This window comes from Pseudovibrio sp. Ad13, from assembly GCF_001623225.1.
Lineage (GTDB): Bacteria > Pseudomonadota > Alphaproteobacteria > Rhizobiales > Stappiaceae > Pseudovibrio.
Genome location: NZ_LMCC01000013.1, coordinates 352,688 through 368,644 on the forward strand (window position 1 = coordinate 352,688; position 15,957 = coordinate 368,644).

A 15,957-nucleotide genomic window follows, 5' to 3' on the forward strand; every position below is an offset into this window, starting at 1 on the left:
TTGCTTAATGCGTCTACTCTTGGTCCTATGAATTTATGCGTAGGTTGTTAGTTGCAGCAAAAAGGGGTAGCGCACACAACCAGCACTCGGCATACGCAAAAAACGATTTTCCGGAGGAGAGACACTTGACCAATTTCACAAAATTCGCAGTTGCAACTGCGCTGACAATCGGCCTGACAAGCGGCGTTTCTGCTGCAACCACCTTGAAGCTTGCCGGTGTTGTGCCAGTTGAGCATTACGGCAACACACTGCTGGAGCAAATCAAGACTGATATTGAAGCTGCCAATGTTGATTTGAAAGTAACCGTGTTCCCGGCAGGCCAGCTCGGTGCGGGCGAAGAACTGTTTGAAGCTGCTGCACGTGGAAACGTAGATCTGGTGCATTCTGTGGTGTATGCGCACAGTGATCCGGTCCTTGAAATCAACTCTCTGCCATACCTTGTGAGCAGCTGGGATGAAGCCGAAAAAGTTTATCTGAACAAAGGTTCTGCCTTCAATAAGATCTTTGCGGAGCGTCTTGACGGCTTGGGTCTCAAGCTTCTGGCGAACGCACCAGAAGGGTTCATCGGTGTTGTAGCAAATGATGTGCCTGACAATGCAGGCAACACAGGCGACAAAGGCATGAACATTCGTGTCTGGAGCTCTCAGGTCATCAAAGCGACCGTTGAATCAATCGGGTTTAAAGCCACCACAATGAACTGGGGCGAAGTCTTTCCTGCCATTCAGGCGGGTACGGTTGATGGAGCGATCTGCTGTACTGCACAGTTGGCTTACAGCGCATTTGCAACCTCTGATGTTGGCAAGGCCTTCATCCCATACAACGCTGTAGTCGAAAACACCACCTACTACGCCTCCAGCCGCACGTGGGACAAACTCTCCCAAGAGCAGCAGTCAGCTGTCCAGTCAGCTTTTGACAAAGCTGCACGTGATTATGCCGCCTGGGGCCGAAACAACGAGGCACAATACGTCACGAAGCTTCAGGAAAGCGGTTATCAGGTTGTGACTATATCTGATGAGGACCGTGCTGCTATCGCTGAGAAAGTGCGTGCGGACGTATGGCCACAAATCTCTGAGATCGTTGGCAAAGACACCATCGATGCTCTGATGGCAGATAAATAAGCACAAAGACACCTATGCGAACGGGTGGTCTGTTGCTGCCCGTTCCTTTTCCTGAAGTTAAGCCAGAACTATGAGCATTCATGTCTGAACTCTCACAACACCTCTCACCAGGCTGGTCTCGATTTGTCGACCGCCTGGTAACGATCAAATCCTGGTTGCTTGCCATCGGCTGCATCATCATGGCTGGCACGTTCTTCCTCGTGGTGATCTTTCGCTATGGATTTGGCTCAGACCTGTTTGCCTATGAAGAGTGGCTGCTGATTATCTGTTTCTGGATGTATTTCGCAGGCGCTGCAATGGGAACCTACGATGGCTCTCATGTGAATGCAGACTTGCTGACCTATGTGATCAAGGATCCACGCAAAGCACATGTACGAGCCGTCGTTATTGGTTCGATTGAGTTCATCATAGCGATGGCACTGGTCTATTGGTCCGCACTCATGATCATTGATGAGATCGACAGCTATCCCCGGTGGCGCGCAACAATTGCCCTTCGAATTCCGTTCTTTGTCCCACGCCTTGCCATGCTGGTCGGCTTCGCAACCATGGCCTTCTACAGCCTGCTGCATCTGATCGTGCTCGTCAAAACCGGCCCAGCCAAATCTGCGGCACAACCAAGTGTACCGCAGCAAGATGATGTGTCGCTTCCACCGGTCATGCCAGAGACAACAAAAACAAAAGAGCCAGCACTATGATTATTCTGGGAAGCCTTATTCTTATCTGCCTCATGCTGGTGATTGGCGTCAGCGTCCCGATGTCCTTTGGCGCTGTCCTGCTATTCATTGCGCTCTTTGGCGGGCATGACGTCAGCGGCTTTATGCCAACAGGGCACTGGAAGGTGAGCTCACTGGTCCTGCTTGCAATCCCATTGTTCATCCTGGCTGGCGCAATCATGGAGCGAGGCCGCATCGCGGCGCCCTTGGTCTCTCTTGCCGAATTAATGGTGGGCAACGTCCGTGGTGGGTTGAGTGCAGCTGCGGTTGTTGCAAGTGGCATCTTCGGAGCGATCTCCGGCTCAGCAGCAGCAACGCTGACCTGTATCGGCTCCATCATGATGCCGCATCTGCGCAAAGCGAACTATCCAGAAGGCATGGCAGCGGCGCTAATAGTGAGCGCTAGCCCCTTGGGCCTGCTTATTCCGCCAAGCTCCTCGCAAATTCTCTATGCCTGGACCACACAGCAATCCGTGCTCAAGTGCTTTTTGGCAACCGTTATTCCAGGGGTCATCCTCATCGGGTTCCTCTGCATCGTAAACTTCGTGATGCTACGGAATGTAAAGGACCTGAAGACCGAACGTGTGGGCGGCAAATTTACGTTTGAGCTGCGCACCAGAAGCTTCAAAGCTATGCCTGCGCTCTTGATGCCTGTGATCATTCTGGGTGGCATCTATGGTGGTGTTATGACACCAACAGAAGCTGCTGGTGTCGCTGTAATCTACGCAATTCCGATCGGTTTCTTTATCTATCGCGGTCTTGATAGAGAAAACTTTTTCCCAACGCTGCGCTATGCCGGAACAACCATCGGCGTTGTTATGATGATGGTGCTTATGGTGCTCATTGTCAGCCAGTTTCTGGTGTTTGAGAATATTCCGGCAATGGCAAAGGATCTGATTTACTCAGTTTCTGACAACCCAATCATCATCTTACTGATGGTCAATCTGGTCATGATCCTCATTGGCATGCTGATGGATGATATCTCCGGCTTGCTGTTGTCCGCGCCGCTCTTGCTGCCAATCGTGCAAAGTGTAGGCATGGAACCGGTTCACTTTGCAGCGGTGCTTGGCGTCAATCTGGGCATGGCAAACATCACGCCTCCAACAGCACCATTGCTTTATCTTGGGGCTCGTGTGACGGACGCTCCGGTCAACAAGATGATGAAGCCGACGCTGATAATGATTGCATTCGCATGGCTGCCAACGCTGGTAATCACGACCTTTATCCCGCAGGTTGCGCTTTGGTTGCCAGAACTGGTGTTCGGCTGATCAGAGTTTAGCCTCAGCTCAATCTAATGAGCTGAGGCAGCTCTCTACTGTTACTTTCACATCGGCATATATGAAGATGGCAACACCAATGTATTCATCTTGGTGCGAGATTTCGTGCACCCAAATTGAAGCGAATCTAAAGATTGCGCTCGGGCTTTTGCCCGACAAAACCAAGTTCTGTGCAGTTGTCAAAGCAGATGCCTATGGACACGGTATCGCGAACGTCATGCCAATCATCCAGCGCAACAACGTTCGTTACGTTGGCATCACGTCAAACGCAGAAGCGCAGGCTGTTCGCGACACCGGTTACAAAGGTAACTTGCTCCGGTTGCGGGCAACAACGCGCGATGAGGCTGAAGCTGCTTTGCCTTTTCAGGTTCAGGAGCAAGTGGGCAGTCTAGAGGGCGCATTGGAACTTGCCAGTGTCCGAAGAAATGACAGCACACCTGCAAACTACCATCTCTCGTTAAATGCAGGGGGAATGTCTCGGGATGGCTTGGAGCTTTCCTCCCTAAAGGGCAAAGAGGTATGCCAGCATATCGTAGATTTGTTGGGACCGCACATCATAGGCGTGAGCACTCATTTTCCCTCTAATCTACCTGAGGAACTTGAGGCGAGCATCGCGCGCTATCATAAAGATGTGGATTGGGTCGTCACCAATACGTCTCTGCAGCGTGAGAACCTGCTGGTCCATGCTGGCAGTACGCTGACACTCGTCTCCTCATGCAACCCTTACGCAGACATGATGCGCTGTGGTGCGGTGATGTACGGCATTGTAAAGCCAGAGCTTGGCTTTAAGACCACCATGACATTAAAGGCGAGAATAATAAGCCTTGGAGAATTCCCCGCTGGCAGCACGATTGGTTATGACCGTGCGACGGTGCTGAATGAAGACAAGCGGCTTGCGACAGTGTCACTGGGATACGCCAATGGATATCTGCGACGCTTTGCAGGACTAAGCAGTGTGCTTGTTCAGGGCAGAAAACAGCCCGTTCTTGGGAAGATTTCCATGAACACCATTGTCGTGGATGTGTCAGATCTCACGGGCGTTGCATTGGGAGAGGAAGTGGTTGTGTTTGGTAGCCAGCAATCTGCTGAAATCACAACTCAAATGGCAGAGGCATCCTCAGGTACCATCATGGCTGATCTTTATACAGATTGGGGTCAACGCAATCCGCGCGTCGTAAAACAGGTTCAGGATGTCACGAAGAAAGAAACGTTGCTCATCTGACTTCAGATAATCTCTACAACGGATACAAATACGCCCGCCGGAGGGTCTCTGGCGGGCGTATCTCGTTTTGCGAAAATTAGTTGCGCGGGGACAGGTGAAGACCTGCAATTGTGCAGCGCACAGAACCACCAGCCAACTCAAGCGTTGGGATAGCAAGCGGCACCAATGTTGCAGTCGCTGAGATCCTGTCGCGTTGCTCTTCTGTCAAAATATCATAGGCAGTTTGCGAAAGTGCGAGCAGGGGGCCATCCTTGCCCATCAGTTCGATTGCATTTCCGGCAAAACCAGAGATCTGAGCATTGCTCAGCTCAATCACATCCCGACCTGTGGCTTCAAGACGTGCCACAACTTCTGAGCGCCGCGCCATATCCGTGATCATGTCTGTACCAATCAGCGCAAAGTTGGTTCCAACACACATCAGCACGTTGGTATGATAGATCGACGTGCCCTTGTCGTCTTCAGCTGCAAACACCATCGGCTCAAAGTTGAAGTGCGTGCAAAAGCGTTCCAGCGCGATTGGGTTGGTTCTGTCGCTCTCCACCGCATAGGCAACACGATCAATATGATCGAGCACCATTGCGCCAGTTCCCTCAAGATAAAGTCCGTCCTGCTCAAGGCCGGAATAGTCGATGACATCCTGAACACGGTAATCGGATTTTAGCATTTCAAGGATGTCGTGACGACGCTCCAAACGGCGATTTTCTGCTTTCATCGGGAAAATCGCAACGTGTCCACCAGCATGAGTGGAGAACCAGTTGTTAGGGAAAACACAATCTGGAAGTCCCGGAGTATCTCCCTCAAACACATGAACGCGCACACCGTGAGATTCAAGCTGCTCCACCATTGCAGTATGCTCATCATAAGCCTGCTTGGCGTGCCCTGAATCTGTTGTGATCTCAGCCTGAAAAGCGTTGTCAGCAGCAGTCTCCGCATTCACTGAAAAGTGGTGCGGGCGAACCATGACGACGGCGCCGGGCGCTTGAACGGATGTACGGTTCATGCAGCGTCTCCGCTTTCCGGTTCTGCACGCATTACCATGCCAAACAGGTCACGCGGATCGTCAGGATCGGCCAGCATATCAAGGTCGTGGTACAGTCCTGTGCCCTTAAGCTGGTCACGAACGTAGCGAAGGGCGGAGAAGTCTTCAGTTGCAAAGCCTACACCGTCAAACAGCGTAATCTGACGCTCGTCTTTGCGGCCCTCTGCCTGACCCGTGATCACTTTCCAGATCTCAGTGACAGGGAAATCCTCCGGCATCTGCTGAATTTCGCCTTCGATGCGTGTCTGAGGGGGATATTCAACGAAGACATCAGAGCGGGTCAGAATACCGCTGGCAAGCTCGGTCTTGCCCGGGCAGTCGCCACCAATTGCATTGATATGCACACCAGTCCCAACCATATTGTCGGAAAGCACGGTGGCATTCTGCTTGTCAGCGGTACAGGTGGTGATGATCTGTGCGCCAAGAGCCGCTTCTTCTGCGCTTTTGCAGGACTGCAAGGTCAAGCCGCGACCTTCCAGATTGCGCATGAGTTTTTCAGTCGCTTTCGGATCAACATCGTAAAGCCGCAGGGTTTTGATCCCGCAGATTTCCTTCATCGCCAAAGCCTGAAACTCCGACTGCGCACCGTTGCCGATCATCGCCATGGTATGAGCATCTTTAGGAGCAAGGTACTTGGCCACCACGGCAGAGGTCGCTGCTGTGCGAAGCGCTGTCAGCACGGTCATTTCAGTCACAAGGACAGGGTAACCGGTATACACATCTGCCAGAAGACCAAACGCAGTAACAGTCTGCAGGCCTTCCTTAGTGTTCTTTGGATGCCCGTTGACGTATTTGAAGCCATATGTCTCGCCATCCGAGGTCGGCATCAGCTCTATAACACCTTCTTTGGAGTGGGAAGCCACCCGGGGTGTCTTGTCAAACAGCTCCCAACGACGAAAATCTTCTTCGACGTAGTCGGCGATGCCCGAGAGCATTTTCTCAATGCCAATGTGATGGACCAGCTTCATCATATTGTCGACACTGACAAATGGAACGAACGCGAGTTCTGACGGGGCAGGGGCTGACATGAGCTTTCCTCAAGTAATTACAGTTTCCCTAGTATCAACTGTGCAAATTGCAAAAAACATATCAATGTTGCTAAGTATGAAAGATAGTTTTTGACAGATTGCTAGGTTAATTTTATATTATTGCTAAACTTATGGGTTGAGAGCACTTATGAAGCAAAACCATACGGCGAAACATATTTATGATGAACTCGACCGGCAGTTAATCAGTCTTCTGCGTTTGGATGGCCGTGCTCCAGTCTCCAAACTTTCACAGATTATGGGCGTCTCACGCGCAACAGTACAAACACGCATGGACCGGCTGTTGGAAACAGGCGCTTTGCTTGGTTTTACGGCACGAGTGCGTGAAGATTATGACAGCGGCGAGATCAGAGCTGTCATGATGATTGAAGTGATGGGACGCAACACCACTCAGGTCATCCGCAAACTGCGCGGTCTGCCCGAACTGCAAGTCCTCCACACCACCAGCGGTAAATGGGATCTGGTTACAGACATCCGCGTCGAAAACCTCTCAGAATTCGACCGCGTCCTGCGCGAAGTCCGCCTCATCGAAGGCGTCATGAACAGCGAAACAAGCATCTTACTGTCCAGTGTTTGACTGCTAGCAACTTGCCTTGTTTGCGTTCCTAATTGATCCGCAACAAGCGTTTAAGCTTAGTTTGGAAGCCGCTGCGTTTCTCTTTCCGTGCTAATTCCTCTTCAGAGATGAGAAACGTTACTTGCACCACATACCGTTCGCCTTTGAAAGAAGGATGGCCGTGCCAGCTTGTTTCTGAGCGTTTGAATGCGAACACGTTCCCAGCGAGTGGAGAGACTTCCTCAGCATAGTCGCCCATGTCAGTGTCTCCATTAAGGGCACGAATGGCACCTCCAGCGGCGTCATCCCAGTCTTCATTGAGATAGATGAGCATGGTGCAGATCTTGGATTTAGAATCGTTGTGAATACGGCCATCACCGTGTTTGGACAAGCGTCGCACAGTGATCATCCGTGGCTTGTCCATAAGATCCAAACTGAGTTTTTCCGAAAGAATTTCAGCCAGTTCTGGTTTATGAAGATCATCTACAAGCTGCTTGAATGCGCCAGTCGATTCAAGTTTTGACAAGGGCAGGTACCCAGTCTGTTTGATGTCCGGATAATCACGACGAACATCAGCAGCTTGCTTCTTGGTCAGTACATTTTCCCCCACCAGATATTGGAAAGGAGTTGTACGAGTATTGGAGTCTCTGAGAGCATCGAAATTGATCATTTTCCAACTTCCCTGACACAGCAAAAAACAAGTGGTAGCTGTAGCACAGGTTAGAAAAGCCAAAAATTCTCAGTTCTGAGTGCAGAAAATTTGAGACTGTAATTTAAATGGTAAAGGATCAAATCGACCGGAGAGATCTCTTGTGTTGATTTGGCAATGAAATAATAACTCACTATCAAAAAATCTGTTTTACGCGCCTGATTTCTAAGATCTGCAGAACAAGTGCATAGGGAAATGCCATTTGAAAGAAATCTCCCAATCAAATGGCAGTGCAGTCTTTTTATAGATGCCACTCAGCGAGACCAATGCGTTCTGAGCTGTCTACCCGCAACGTGATCGGTTGGCTGTCCTTGTCGTGCATGAGAACTGTATCTGCCCCCACACATTCGGTGAGCATGATTACGATGTTTCCTCGTGACAAACTGTCTGTGTGAATGGTTCCACCCGGAAGCATAATAGCTTTGCCATCCGGAACTTTAATATTGGCCAGTGCAAACTGGTCGTCTTTGATTTGCTTGCCCACGGTAATAACGATCTCATCCTGATCTGACGACGCCATAAAGATATGAGGGAACTCATGTCTTTCGACGAAAAACCCATTGGCTTCTTCGAGAGAGTATTGGTGGTTTGCTGGTGTAATTTGATATTCAACGACGTTGAGATCACACTTGTCGAACTTCACTGGTACAGTTTCGCCTTTATCAAAGACTTTCACGCCAAAGGCTTGTGTTACATCTTCGAATGCAGGCGATAACTCCGTTATCATCGGAATTTCCAGTAAGACATCTGCACAGGACAGACATCCAGATGCTCCAAACACGTTTCCGGGCGCTGCGATGCTGACTGTGTTTGCATCATGCCATGTCCCTTCTATGACAGAAAAGGCGCTATCTGGGAGCGAAGACAATGATGTTTTCGTCTCCAAGATACTCTGGTGAGTGCCCGCGACTGTTTGTGAAGGAGACGCCGGTGTAATGTGAGGGGCACTTTGATTAATAACTACATCACTCCCCGGTGGGATGATGCTATGAAGAGCGTTGGTTGTGACAGCAACTTCATTGTTGATCACACGGTGTATCGATACAGCCTTTAAAGAGCTCTCTACTTTCTGACTTGAGAGTTCTGCATTGTACTTCACTGTGATTCCAACATCATTCAGGCGCCGTTCCTGATAATCTGGCAGCTTTATGCTCTTATCGGTAGAGCTTGAACTCACCGCATTCTGTAGGTTTGCTTGTACCTGCGGCGTTGATGTTGCAAGTGTGACTGGCATCCTGGTTTCTTCTCAGAAATTGCAGGACTGATGAGCCCTTTTCTTGAAAAAGGTACTCATCTTTGTCCTGACTTGATTGAAATGAACATGCTGCATCGTGCGGTCACGTCTGCATCAAACAGATTGTGACCGAGCAATCAGCGGTTTGATGAACTCAGGCGTTATTCAGAAAGCGCCTGCAACTCAGTTTCAAACTGCGTACGTTCTTCTGGTGTGAAACCGCGTAAGTGGTTGCCATCTGTGCGTTGCGCGATCACACTAGCGACGAACTCGTTGGCTTTGTCCGCAGGAATGTCCGGATAGTTTTGAGCCACATAAAGGGCAATGGTCTGCTGATCTTCGTTGAAGTTGATGCCACCTGGTGTCGTGATCTGTTGTGGTTTGAAGCTTTCAGTCTGTGCCGCAATGTTCAGCTGTGCTCCACCAATCAGGCGTGGGTCTGCAACTGTTGCTGGCTGTGTGCGGCTCAAGCCTTGCGCCAACAGGTCTGACACGCGGATTGGTTTAGCCGTACCACCCAGATCGTTTGCCGCTTTGCTCCGTAAATCGAAGGTATGCAGCAGCTCATTAACGTCGCTCAGAGATTGCTCAGCGTCGGTTGCTTTAAGTGCGCTTAACAGTGCAGCCTTCTGGTCCTCATATTCGCCCGGTTTTTTTAAACCGGAATCAGGCTTCAGAAGCTGTTCAAATGGCTTTGCATCCAACAGAGCTGGGAAATGTTCTGTAGCCAAAGAACGGAACTCAGGATTGTTCTCAAGGACAGCTTCAAGCTGTGAGCTGTAATCTGCATCAAGATAATTGTGTTGGATCCCACGGCTGGACTGCATCGCAGCAGCACCGACCACTTCCAGACCTTCAGTCTTGGTCGTACCTGCAACTTCCAGACCCACCACGTGCTGCCAGGCCCCACCGGAAGAAAGGTCACTGAAACGCTGGTTGACGTCGTAGACTGGCTGCAACTGTGAGGCCAGTTCTCTTTCAAGGATCGGGACTTTCTTAGCTGCGCCCTCAACCACTTCGGTTCTGCTGGTTCCGCCACCGCGCTGACCGACTGCATAGACCAGGTAGTCTGCTTCAAAGTCTCCACCATCTGTGCTGATGGTCAAGGGGCGATTTTCACCAGCAGAGACTTTGTTGATCTGCTGATAACGGAACACAGTGCCGCCATCAGAACGGTCATTACCCGCTTCCTGTGCCGTAAAGGTGGCCTCAATACCAACAGAGCGCACATCCCACGTCAGCGCTACGCCAGGCTTTTGATGAGGCTGCATCATCCAGAAGATGTTTTCCTTATCAACGCCGCGTGTTGAGAGCTCCATAATCGCATCTGTACCCGCATTCGGGCCCATTACCGCCACAACACGTCCGGTCAGGTCTCGTGTGCCTGCTTCGTTACGCTGGAACTGATCCAGATCCAGACAGTTGGCAGCATTGGGGTGACCAGACTTTCTGAAATCAGCCACTTCCGGCGGGACGTGATGGTACTCGTAGTCTGAGCGTTCAATGCCGGCGCCTGTGGCAAGGATGACCTTCTTGGCCAGAAGCGGCTCGCTATCTGCATCAGTCTGCACCTTATAAAGACCAGTCTCGCTGTCTCGGCTGATCTGACGGACCTCAGCATCTAGGATGTTCCCACCAGAAACCTGATCGATGCGTTGCGCATTGAGCTGAGACCACTCCTGTCTGTCAACCGGGTCCAGGCAAGAGGATGCAATTGGTTCATCACCAGGGTTCACCAGCTGCTGTGCCTGGTTGATGCATTGAGTGTAATGGCCTTTTTCATAGCCTCGTGCACCGGCCCATGGATCATTTTTGCCAACCACAAGCACGTTGTTCTTCGTGCTGTCCGCAACAATAGAGCAATCACACCGTTTCAGGCTGGTGAGGTAAGCTGCTGCCGATGTGCCTCGCCCGACACAAATCAGATCATATAGTGATTTGTCAGCACCAGCGTTTCCTTGCGTCGTTGCGAGTTGATCTTTGACAGCAGACTGTGTTTCAACGGCTTTTTGTTGGTGCGATTGCAACGCCGGATGAGGAGAATTCGGCGCCGGGCTGCTTGTTGTGTCAGCCTGTGGTGGGATGTTGGCAGGTGCAATTGTTGGTGTCGTAGAAGTCGCTTGCGGGATGGTCATCGGCGAAGCCCTCGTTCTTATGGGGATCAGATTTTAAGGGAGTTTTGGGGAATTTCTGTTGCGAGCTCCTGTGTAAGGAGAACGCCAGCTTTCAAAAGCTCCCTCCAACCTTGCGCACGTTCTGCAAACTCAGAAAGGGCAGCAAAAAGGTCGTGACGAGCCAACCCATTCATCGGAATATCCCAGAGGAGGGTGATGGTCTTGTCTGTATCTGCCAACATTGCAAACCGCAGGCTACCGGTGCCCGCCCAAGACTGATTGACCTTTAAAAAATACTCCAGCAGATCAACCCGGTTCTCTTCTGGTATTCCGCCCAACTCCGCACTGATGGCGAGGGCATGTCTGTCTTCTTCCAGCGTCGCAATCACGTCCAAACCTGACGTGAACTGAAACAGCCAACTGTCACGTGCCGGATCCGCAAACACGGATGCATCAACGAATAAGTCACTCACTTCCGTGACGAGTTTCGATACTTCACTCGTACCAACCATAGTTTTCCGCCCTATGTCTTGCCGCCGTCCACGGCCTTATGTCTGCGCAAAACATTAGAACAGGTTGCAATAGGTGATTGTGCCGATAGGCATAGCTCACAGTGGTGTGATGGAGTTTGAGGGGCCGATGCAACCAATATATATTTGAAGTACATGTTGGTATTTTGCTGCAAATAGACGAACGTATATTTATCTTCTAAATATAGAGATATTTAATTTTTTGAGAATGGATTTACTATCGTTAGTCTGTGTTTCGTACACTAACATAGTTAATCCAAGTATATTAAAGGTGTTTAAATGAAAAATTAAATAGAGATTTTAAAAAACTAAGCCATTTGGGAGTTTTATACATATCAGGATTTATTTCTGATCAAATAGCACTTCAAGTGGATAAGCTGGGTGGTAATGTCAGGTAGAATTTCGGAATAAATGGAAACATATCCGTCTAACGCTTGAAATTTAGTTCAAATCCTTCAACAACCGACCATGTTTCCTCGTCTGCTCGATGACTTCTCCGAAGGTGTTGAAGCCGTGGGAGGATAGGAGGGGGAGGAGTTTGCAGAGGGCTTGGGCGGTGGCTTGGGCGTCGCCGAGGGCTGTGTGGCGCAAAGCTATGGGGATTTCTATGCCAAGGCGGGTACAAAGGGCGTCGAGAGTGTGCTCCTGATCTGCGCCGAAAAAGACAGCAGACAAGAGGACCGTATCAAGGATCGGATGGTCCCAGGCATGGCCTGACGAATGGCCGTATCGATGTAGGAATGCCATGTCGAACGGAGCATTGTGCGCGACAATGACGGAGTCTTTGGCGAAAGCATGGAACTTAGAAATTGCAGTGATCGGGTCTGGTGCATCTGCTACCATGTCATCTGTGATCCGGTGAACTCCGGTTGAGGCAGCCGGAATGGGTCTGCCCGGATTGACGAGTTGGTCCACTGTTTCACCGGGAATGATACGTCCGTTAACAACCCGCACGGCCCCGATCTGGACAATGTCGTCTTTATTTGGCATGAGGCCAGTTGTTTCTGTATCGAAAACGACGAAGCTGAGATCACGCAGAGAACGCTCCTCAATTTCCTTTTCAAAATGGTGCTGGGCCGCTTCAAAATCATAAATCAATAGTCGCGGAGCCTCTGGTGCGATGCGTGCGGTCGCATCGTCAATCAGGATCATATAGCCCGACATCCCTCGGAGTTTTTTAAGGCGCAGCTGAAAATTGAGGTTGCCACGGGCTCCTTTCACATCAACAGTAATTTCTGTTTTCAATTCGATCAGCTGATCATAGGCAGCGCGCACCTCTTCCTCGATAAAGTAATCAAAGATGGATGCACTCAAACGTGGAACATGAACCTGCCCAAGAATGTCTGCGGCTTGACCGTCATAAAGCATGATTTTATGTGCAGGGCTGACGAGCACGATGGCGACGGGGATCTCAGTTAACAGCAAGGCCAGCTGCTCGCGCTCGCTCGCCAGCTGCGCTGTTGCATCAGAAACCAACTCATCAGTTTCTGCACTGTCATTGGTTAAACGCCAGGCAACCGCATGAGCCGCGGGCGCAAGATCACCCAGGTACTTCGCTTCTTCAAAATCAATTGAGGCATCAACGTTGGCATGGGCTGTCGTGCGGATGGCAGCGGAAAGACGTTGCACTGGTTTGGCAACATTTTCGTCAAACAGAAGCCAGATGCTGACCGAAATCGCAAGAAGGCCGAAAATGGATAGAATGCCGGCCAACAGGAAGCCTGAGGCCGGTGTTGTTTCTGCAATACGGGTGTATCCAAAATAAAGCGCAGCCCCGACAACGGCACAGCTTGCTGCGGCAACACCCGCGAACAAGAGGAAGATCCGAAATCGTAAACTGAGGCCTGTTAACATTACCCCGCTCCGCATATTGTTGAGGTGATCCTGTCATTTTCCGGCACTGACACCCACTGAGCTCCAGAGATGCTTCCACCTTCCTCAAAAATGATACCGTCAGCCAATGCTGCCCGTCGGCTGGTGGCACAATCGGTAAGCACAGGAAGCTTGTTCACCGGAGACCAGCGGCCAAAGAAGTAAGCTTGCGCCAGTTTCATGCCCGGCTGCTCTGGATGTGTCTGGATCGTGGCAGTATCAATCGCGACAAATCTTTCCGTGAAGGGAAACAGATAGGTCCATGGACGATAGAAGGCTTTGCTTTCTACAGTTTCAGCAACCACTATGCCATCAGGGAGCGTATCTTTGGTGCGCGAAAACCAGCTGTACTCGCTGGAGATTGTTGCCAGCAACATGGCAGCACCGGCAGCAACCGGGGCAAACCAGCGCGGCAAACGCCCGCCAAGAACATGATTGATCAACATCACAAGACCAGCTCCGGCAACGCCTGCAATGAAGGTCCCGATCAATTCAAGAAACATGTTATTCCTCCCAGGTAACTGTGGTCGCTTTTGTCTCGCCACAGCTTTGATTATTATTGGTCTAGAGCGGAGCGAATTCTTGTCGATTGATTGAATCCAATCAAACAGAACGCACTCTAGCTTAGCATTCCGCGACCATGCCCGACTGCTGACTGCATGGTTTTAACAACAACAAACGCATCCCGGACATGGGAGCGTTCAAAATCTGACAGGCTAGAAGGCTGCAGAAAATTATCGGGTTGAACGCCTTGTTTGACCAGATCAGCCTGATGCTGGATGCGCGTCTCGGCGATCAGGTCATAAGCATCCAGAAGATCTCCTGCGCCTGATTTGCTCAGTTGGCCACTCTCACGAGCTTCTTCCAGCCGTGCGCGGGTATTAACCGCCCCGATCTGTCCTTGCAGCGCATAGATCCGAGCCAGATCAACCACTGGCACCACGCCGTTATGCTTCATGTCCAACGTGTTCTTATGCTCACCAGAGCGTATGGTTGCCAATCCGCGCAGCAGGCTGAGTGGCGGCGTATGCTTCAACGAGTTACTGACCATGTGCGCCACGAAAATCGAGTTACGGCTTGAAGCTTCCAGTGTTTGTGTTTGCAGGTCTTCAAAGAGTGAGACTTCGCCGCCAATCGGCCTGAGGTCAAACATGACAGAGCTGAGCATCTGCGCTTCTGGGTCCGGTTTGTTGATCCATCCTTCAAAATAGGTTTTCCAGACAAATAACGGCTGGCTCCAGCGCGGGTTCGTCGCCATCATGTCACCAGGGCAGTAGATGTAACCACTGGTGTTCAGGCCATCACACACAAACTTTGCCAAATCAGCAAAGTACCCAAGCCGTTGCTCGTCGGTAACGTGGTCATCCAAAAACAGACAATTATCCTGATCACTGACCCCGGTCTGTTCGCGGCGCCCTTGCGAGCCGCAGGCAAGCCAAAGATACGGGACGGGTGGAGCGCCAAACTTTTCTTCTGCCAGCTTCAGCAAGCGGCGGGTTGCAGCATCAGCAATATCAGAGATCAACCGTGTGACAATTTCGTGCCGACTGCCACCTGCCACCAGCTGTACCAGCAGGTTGGGTATGCGTGCCGTCACCCGTGCTATGTCATAGGCATCTTTGGCCCTGGCAACTTCGCTGACCAACTCAGCAGAACTGATGGCCTGAAACCGGGTCAAATCCGTTTGCGTCACCATGCCGACGAGGCGCTCACCCTCGACGATTGGGACATGACCAATGCGCCGTTCCATCATCAAATGTAAAAGATCCGACCCGATGGCTGATGGTGCAAGCACAGTGGGATTAGCCGTCATGACAGCTTCAACCGGTGTCTCAACTGATAAAGCAGGCGCCAAAACCTTAAAGGAGAGGTCCCGCACCGTAATGATCCCGATCAGCCCACCTTTTGCATCTGTTACACAAAGCGAAGAAACGCGTGCATCCCTCATCTGCTGGGCAGCATGTTGCACTGTGTCGTCAGGACGACAGGTAATCGGGTTGGGCGCCATAAACGATTCAATTGGAATGGCCGCCAGATCATTTTCGCGGGTCCGCGGCTTCTGAGTCCGGTCAAAGAAACGGGCGACGGGTTGATGCGCTGCGATCAGTTCTGTCAATAACGCAGGCGGGAGCACCAAAAGGACAGTTGGCTCACCGGCTTTTGCGGACGTAACCGCGCGTCCGTCCAAAAACAGACCACGCTCCCCAAACGAATTGCGAATGCCAAGACGGCTTATGACGGCATCATTCTTATCACGGATTTCAACGCCGCCCTCGTAGATGAGAAACAGCCCTGGCAGTTGATCTCCAAGCTCATAAATACCAGCACCGTGGACACGCTCCCACACTGTTATTTGGTTGGACAACGCCTCTTGATCTGTCTCTGGAAGAACATCATAGGGATGCACGGATTTCAGAAACTGCAGGACTTGCTCTGATGTAAGAGGCATGGCTCCGCCTTCAGCTGGAAGAAATAGAGTCCTGCCCAGCATAGGCCGGGCAGGACAGGATCAAAAGACAGCGGGTTA

14 protein-coding genes are annotated in these 15,957 nt (G+C 50.9%); 5 read left to right on the forward strand and 9 right to left on the reverse strand.

Annotated elements, in window-relative coordinates:
* Positions 1-125 precede the first annotated feature (125 nt).
* From dctP to alr, 4 genes are all read left to right on the forward strand, one after another.
* Positions 126-1,118 (forward strand): TRAP transporter substrate-binding protein DctP, encoded by a 993-nt coding sequence (gene dctP / locus PsAD13_RS15245; protein ID WP_057465185.1) that lies wholly within the window; start codon positions 126-128, stop codon positions 1,116-1,118.
* Positions 1,119-1,198: 80 nt separating this feature from the next.
* Positions 1,199-1,813, forward strand: coding sequence for a TRAP transporter small permease subunit (locus tag PsAD13_RS15250; protein ID WP_063318689.1), 615 nt, complete (start codon positions 1,199-1,201; stop codon positions 1,811-1,813).
* Positions 1,810-3,099 carry a TRAP transporter large permease gene (locus tag PsAD13_RS15255; protein WP_063292005.1) on the forward strand — a complete coding sequence of 430 codons (1,290 nt, stop codon included), beginning with the start codon at positions 1,810-1,812 and terminating at the stop codon, positions 3,097-3,099. Before PsAD13_RS15250 ends, PsAD13_RS15255 begins: the two co-directional genes overlap by 4 nt.
* A gap of 88 nt (positions 3,100-3,187) precedes the next feature.
* A complete protein-coding gene (alr, locus tag PsAD13_RS15260) occupies positions 3,188-4,330 on the forward strand; it encodes an alanine racemase (protein WP_208986662.1) in 1,143 nt (380 codons plus the stop codon).
* A 76-nt stretch (positions 4,331-4,406) separates the two neighbouring features.
* Here alr and PsAD13_RS15265 read toward each other — a convergent pair whose 3' ends face one another.
* Together PsAD13_RS15265 and PsAD13_RS15270 are read right to left on the reverse strand one after the other, a co-directional pair.
* A complete protein-coding gene (locus tag PsAD13_RS15265; RefSeq protein ID WP_063318691.1) occupies positions 4,407-5,330 on the reverse strand; it encodes an arginine deiminase-related protein in 924 nt (307 codons plus the stop codon).
* Positions 5,327-6,397 (reverse strand): ornithine cyclodeaminase, encoded by a 1,071-nt coding sequence (locus PsAD13_RS15270; protein ID WP_057465181.1) that lies wholly within the window; start codon positions 6,395-6,397, stop codon positions 5,327-5,329. Before PsAD13_RS15270 ends, PsAD13_RS15265 begins: the two co-directional genes overlap by 4 nt.
* Positions 6,398-6,545: 148 nt before the next feature.
* Between PsAD13_RS15270 and PsAD13_RS15275 the strand changes: the two genes are divergently transcribed.
* Entirely contained in the window at positions 6,546-6,992 is a 447-nt protein-coding gene (locus PsAD13_RS15275) for an Lrp/AsnC family transcriptional regulator (RefSeq protein ID WP_057465180.1), read from the forward strand.
* Positions 6,993-7,020: 28 nt separating this feature from the next.
* Here PsAD13_RS15275 and PsAD13_RS15280 read toward each other — a convergent pair whose 3' ends face one another.
* The 7 genes from PsAD13_RS15280 to PsAD13_RS15310 form a co-directional block, all read right to left on the reverse strand.
* Positions 7,021-7,641, reverse strand: a complete 621-nt coding sequence (locus tag PsAD13_RS15280; RefSeq protein ID WP_208986663.1) for a 2OG-Fe(II) oxygenase — start codon at positions 7,639-7,641, stop codon at positions 7,021-7,023.
* Between the two features lie 280 nt (positions 7,642-7,921).
* Positions 7,922-8,914, reverse strand: a complete 993-nt coding sequence (locus PsAD13_RS15285; protein WP_063318692.1) for a hypothetical protein — start codon at positions 8,912-8,914, stop codon at positions 7,922-7,924.
* 161 nt (positions 8,915-9,075) lie between these two features.
* Positions 9,076-11,049, reverse strand: a complete 1,974-nt coding sequence (locus PsAD13_RS15290) for a hypothetical protein (protein WP_063318693.1) — start codon at positions 11,047-11,049, stop codon at positions 9,076-9,078.
* A 26-nt stretch (positions 11,050-11,075) separates the two neighbouring features.
* The gene (locus tag PsAD13_RS15295; RefSeq protein WP_063304913.1) at positions 11,076-11,540 is read right to left on the reverse strand and encodes a type III secretion system chaperone; all 465 of its coding nucleotides are present in this window, start codon (positions 11,538-11,540) and stop codon (positions 11,076-11,078) included.
* 459 nt (positions 11,541-11,999) lie between these two features.
* Positions 12,000-13,412, reverse strand: a complete 1,413-nt coding sequence (locus PsAD13_RS15300; RefSeq protein WP_063318694.1) for an exonuclease domain-containing protein — start codon at positions 13,410-13,412, stop codon at positions 12,000-12,002.
* Positions 13,412-13,933, reverse strand: a complete 522-nt coding sequence (locus tag PsAD13_RS15305; protein ID WP_057462084.1) for a hypothetical protein — start codon at positions 13,931-13,933, stop codon at positions 13,412-13,414. The genes PsAD13_RS15300 and PsAD13_RS15305 overlap by 1 nt, the downstream gene beginning before the upstream one ends.
* A 116-nt stretch (positions 13,934-14,049) precedes the next feature.
* Positions 14,050-15,879, reverse strand: coding sequence for a DUF294 nucleotidyltransferase-like domain-containing protein (locus PsAD13_RS15310; RefSeq protein ID WP_063318695.1), 1,830 nt, complete (start codon positions 15,877-15,879; stop codon positions 14,050-14,052).
* Between the last annotated feature and the right edge of the window lie 78 nt (positions 15,880-15,957).

What these genes read in the sequence shown, in the direction of transcription:
- PsAD13_RS15265 (WP_063318691.1), bottom strand. Translation starts at nt 5,330, where the DNA reads ATGAACCGTACATCCGTTCAAGCGCCCGGCGCCGTCGTCATGGTTCGC.
- PsAD13_RS15290 (WP_063318693.1), bottom strand. Translation starts at nt 11,049, where the DNA reads ATGACCATCCCGCAAGCGACTTCTACGACACCAACAATTGCACCTGCC.
- PsAD13_RS15285 (WP_063318692.1), bottom strand. Translation starts at nt 8,914, where the DNA reads ATGCCAGTCACACTTGCAACATCAACGCCGCAGGTACAAGCAAACCTA.
- PsAD13_RS15255 (WP_063292005.1), top strand. Translation starts at nt 1,810, where the DNA reads ATGATTATTCTGGGAAGCCTTATTCTTATCTGCCTCATGCTGGTGATT.
- alr (WP_208986662.1), top strand. Translation starts at nt 3,188, where the DNA reads ATGTATTCATCTTGGTGCGAGATTTCGTGCACCCAAATTGAAGCGAAT.
- PsAD13_RS15305 (WP_057462084.1), bottom strand. Translation starts at nt 13,933, where the DNA reads ATGTTTCTTGAATTGATCGGGACCTTCATTGCAGGCGTTGCCGGAGCT.
- PsAD13_RS15300 (WP_063318694.1), bottom strand. Translation starts at nt 13,412, where the DNA reads ATGTTAACAGGCCTCAGTTTACGATTTCGGATCTTCCTCTTGTTCGCG.
- PsAD13_RS15275 (WP_057465180.1), top strand. Translation starts at nt 6,546, where the DNA reads ATGAAGCAAAACCATACGGCGAAACATATTTATGATGAACTCGACCGG.
- PsAD13_RS15310 (WP_063318695.1), bottom strand. Translation starts at nt 15,879, where the DNA reads ATGCCTCTTACATCAGAGCAAGTCCTGCAGTTTCTGAAATCCGTGCAT.
- PsAD13_RS15280 (WP_208986663.1), bottom strand. Translation starts at nt 7,641, where the DNA reads ATGATCAATTTCGATGCTCTCAGAGACTCCAATACTCGTACAACTCCT.
- PsAD13_RS15270 (WP_057465181.1), bottom strand. Translation starts at nt 6,397, where the DNA reads ATGTCAGCCCCTGCCCCGTCAGAACTCGCGTTCGTTCCATTTGTCAGT.
- PsAD13_RS15295 (WP_063304913.1), bottom strand. Translation starts at nt 11,540, where the DNA reads ATGGTTGGTACGAGTGAAGTATCGAAACTCGTCACGGAAGTGAGTGAC.
- PsAD13_RS15250 (WP_063318689.1), top strand. Translation starts at nt 1,199, where the DNA reads ATGTCTGAACTCTCACAACACCTCTCACCAGGCTGGTCTCGATTTGTC.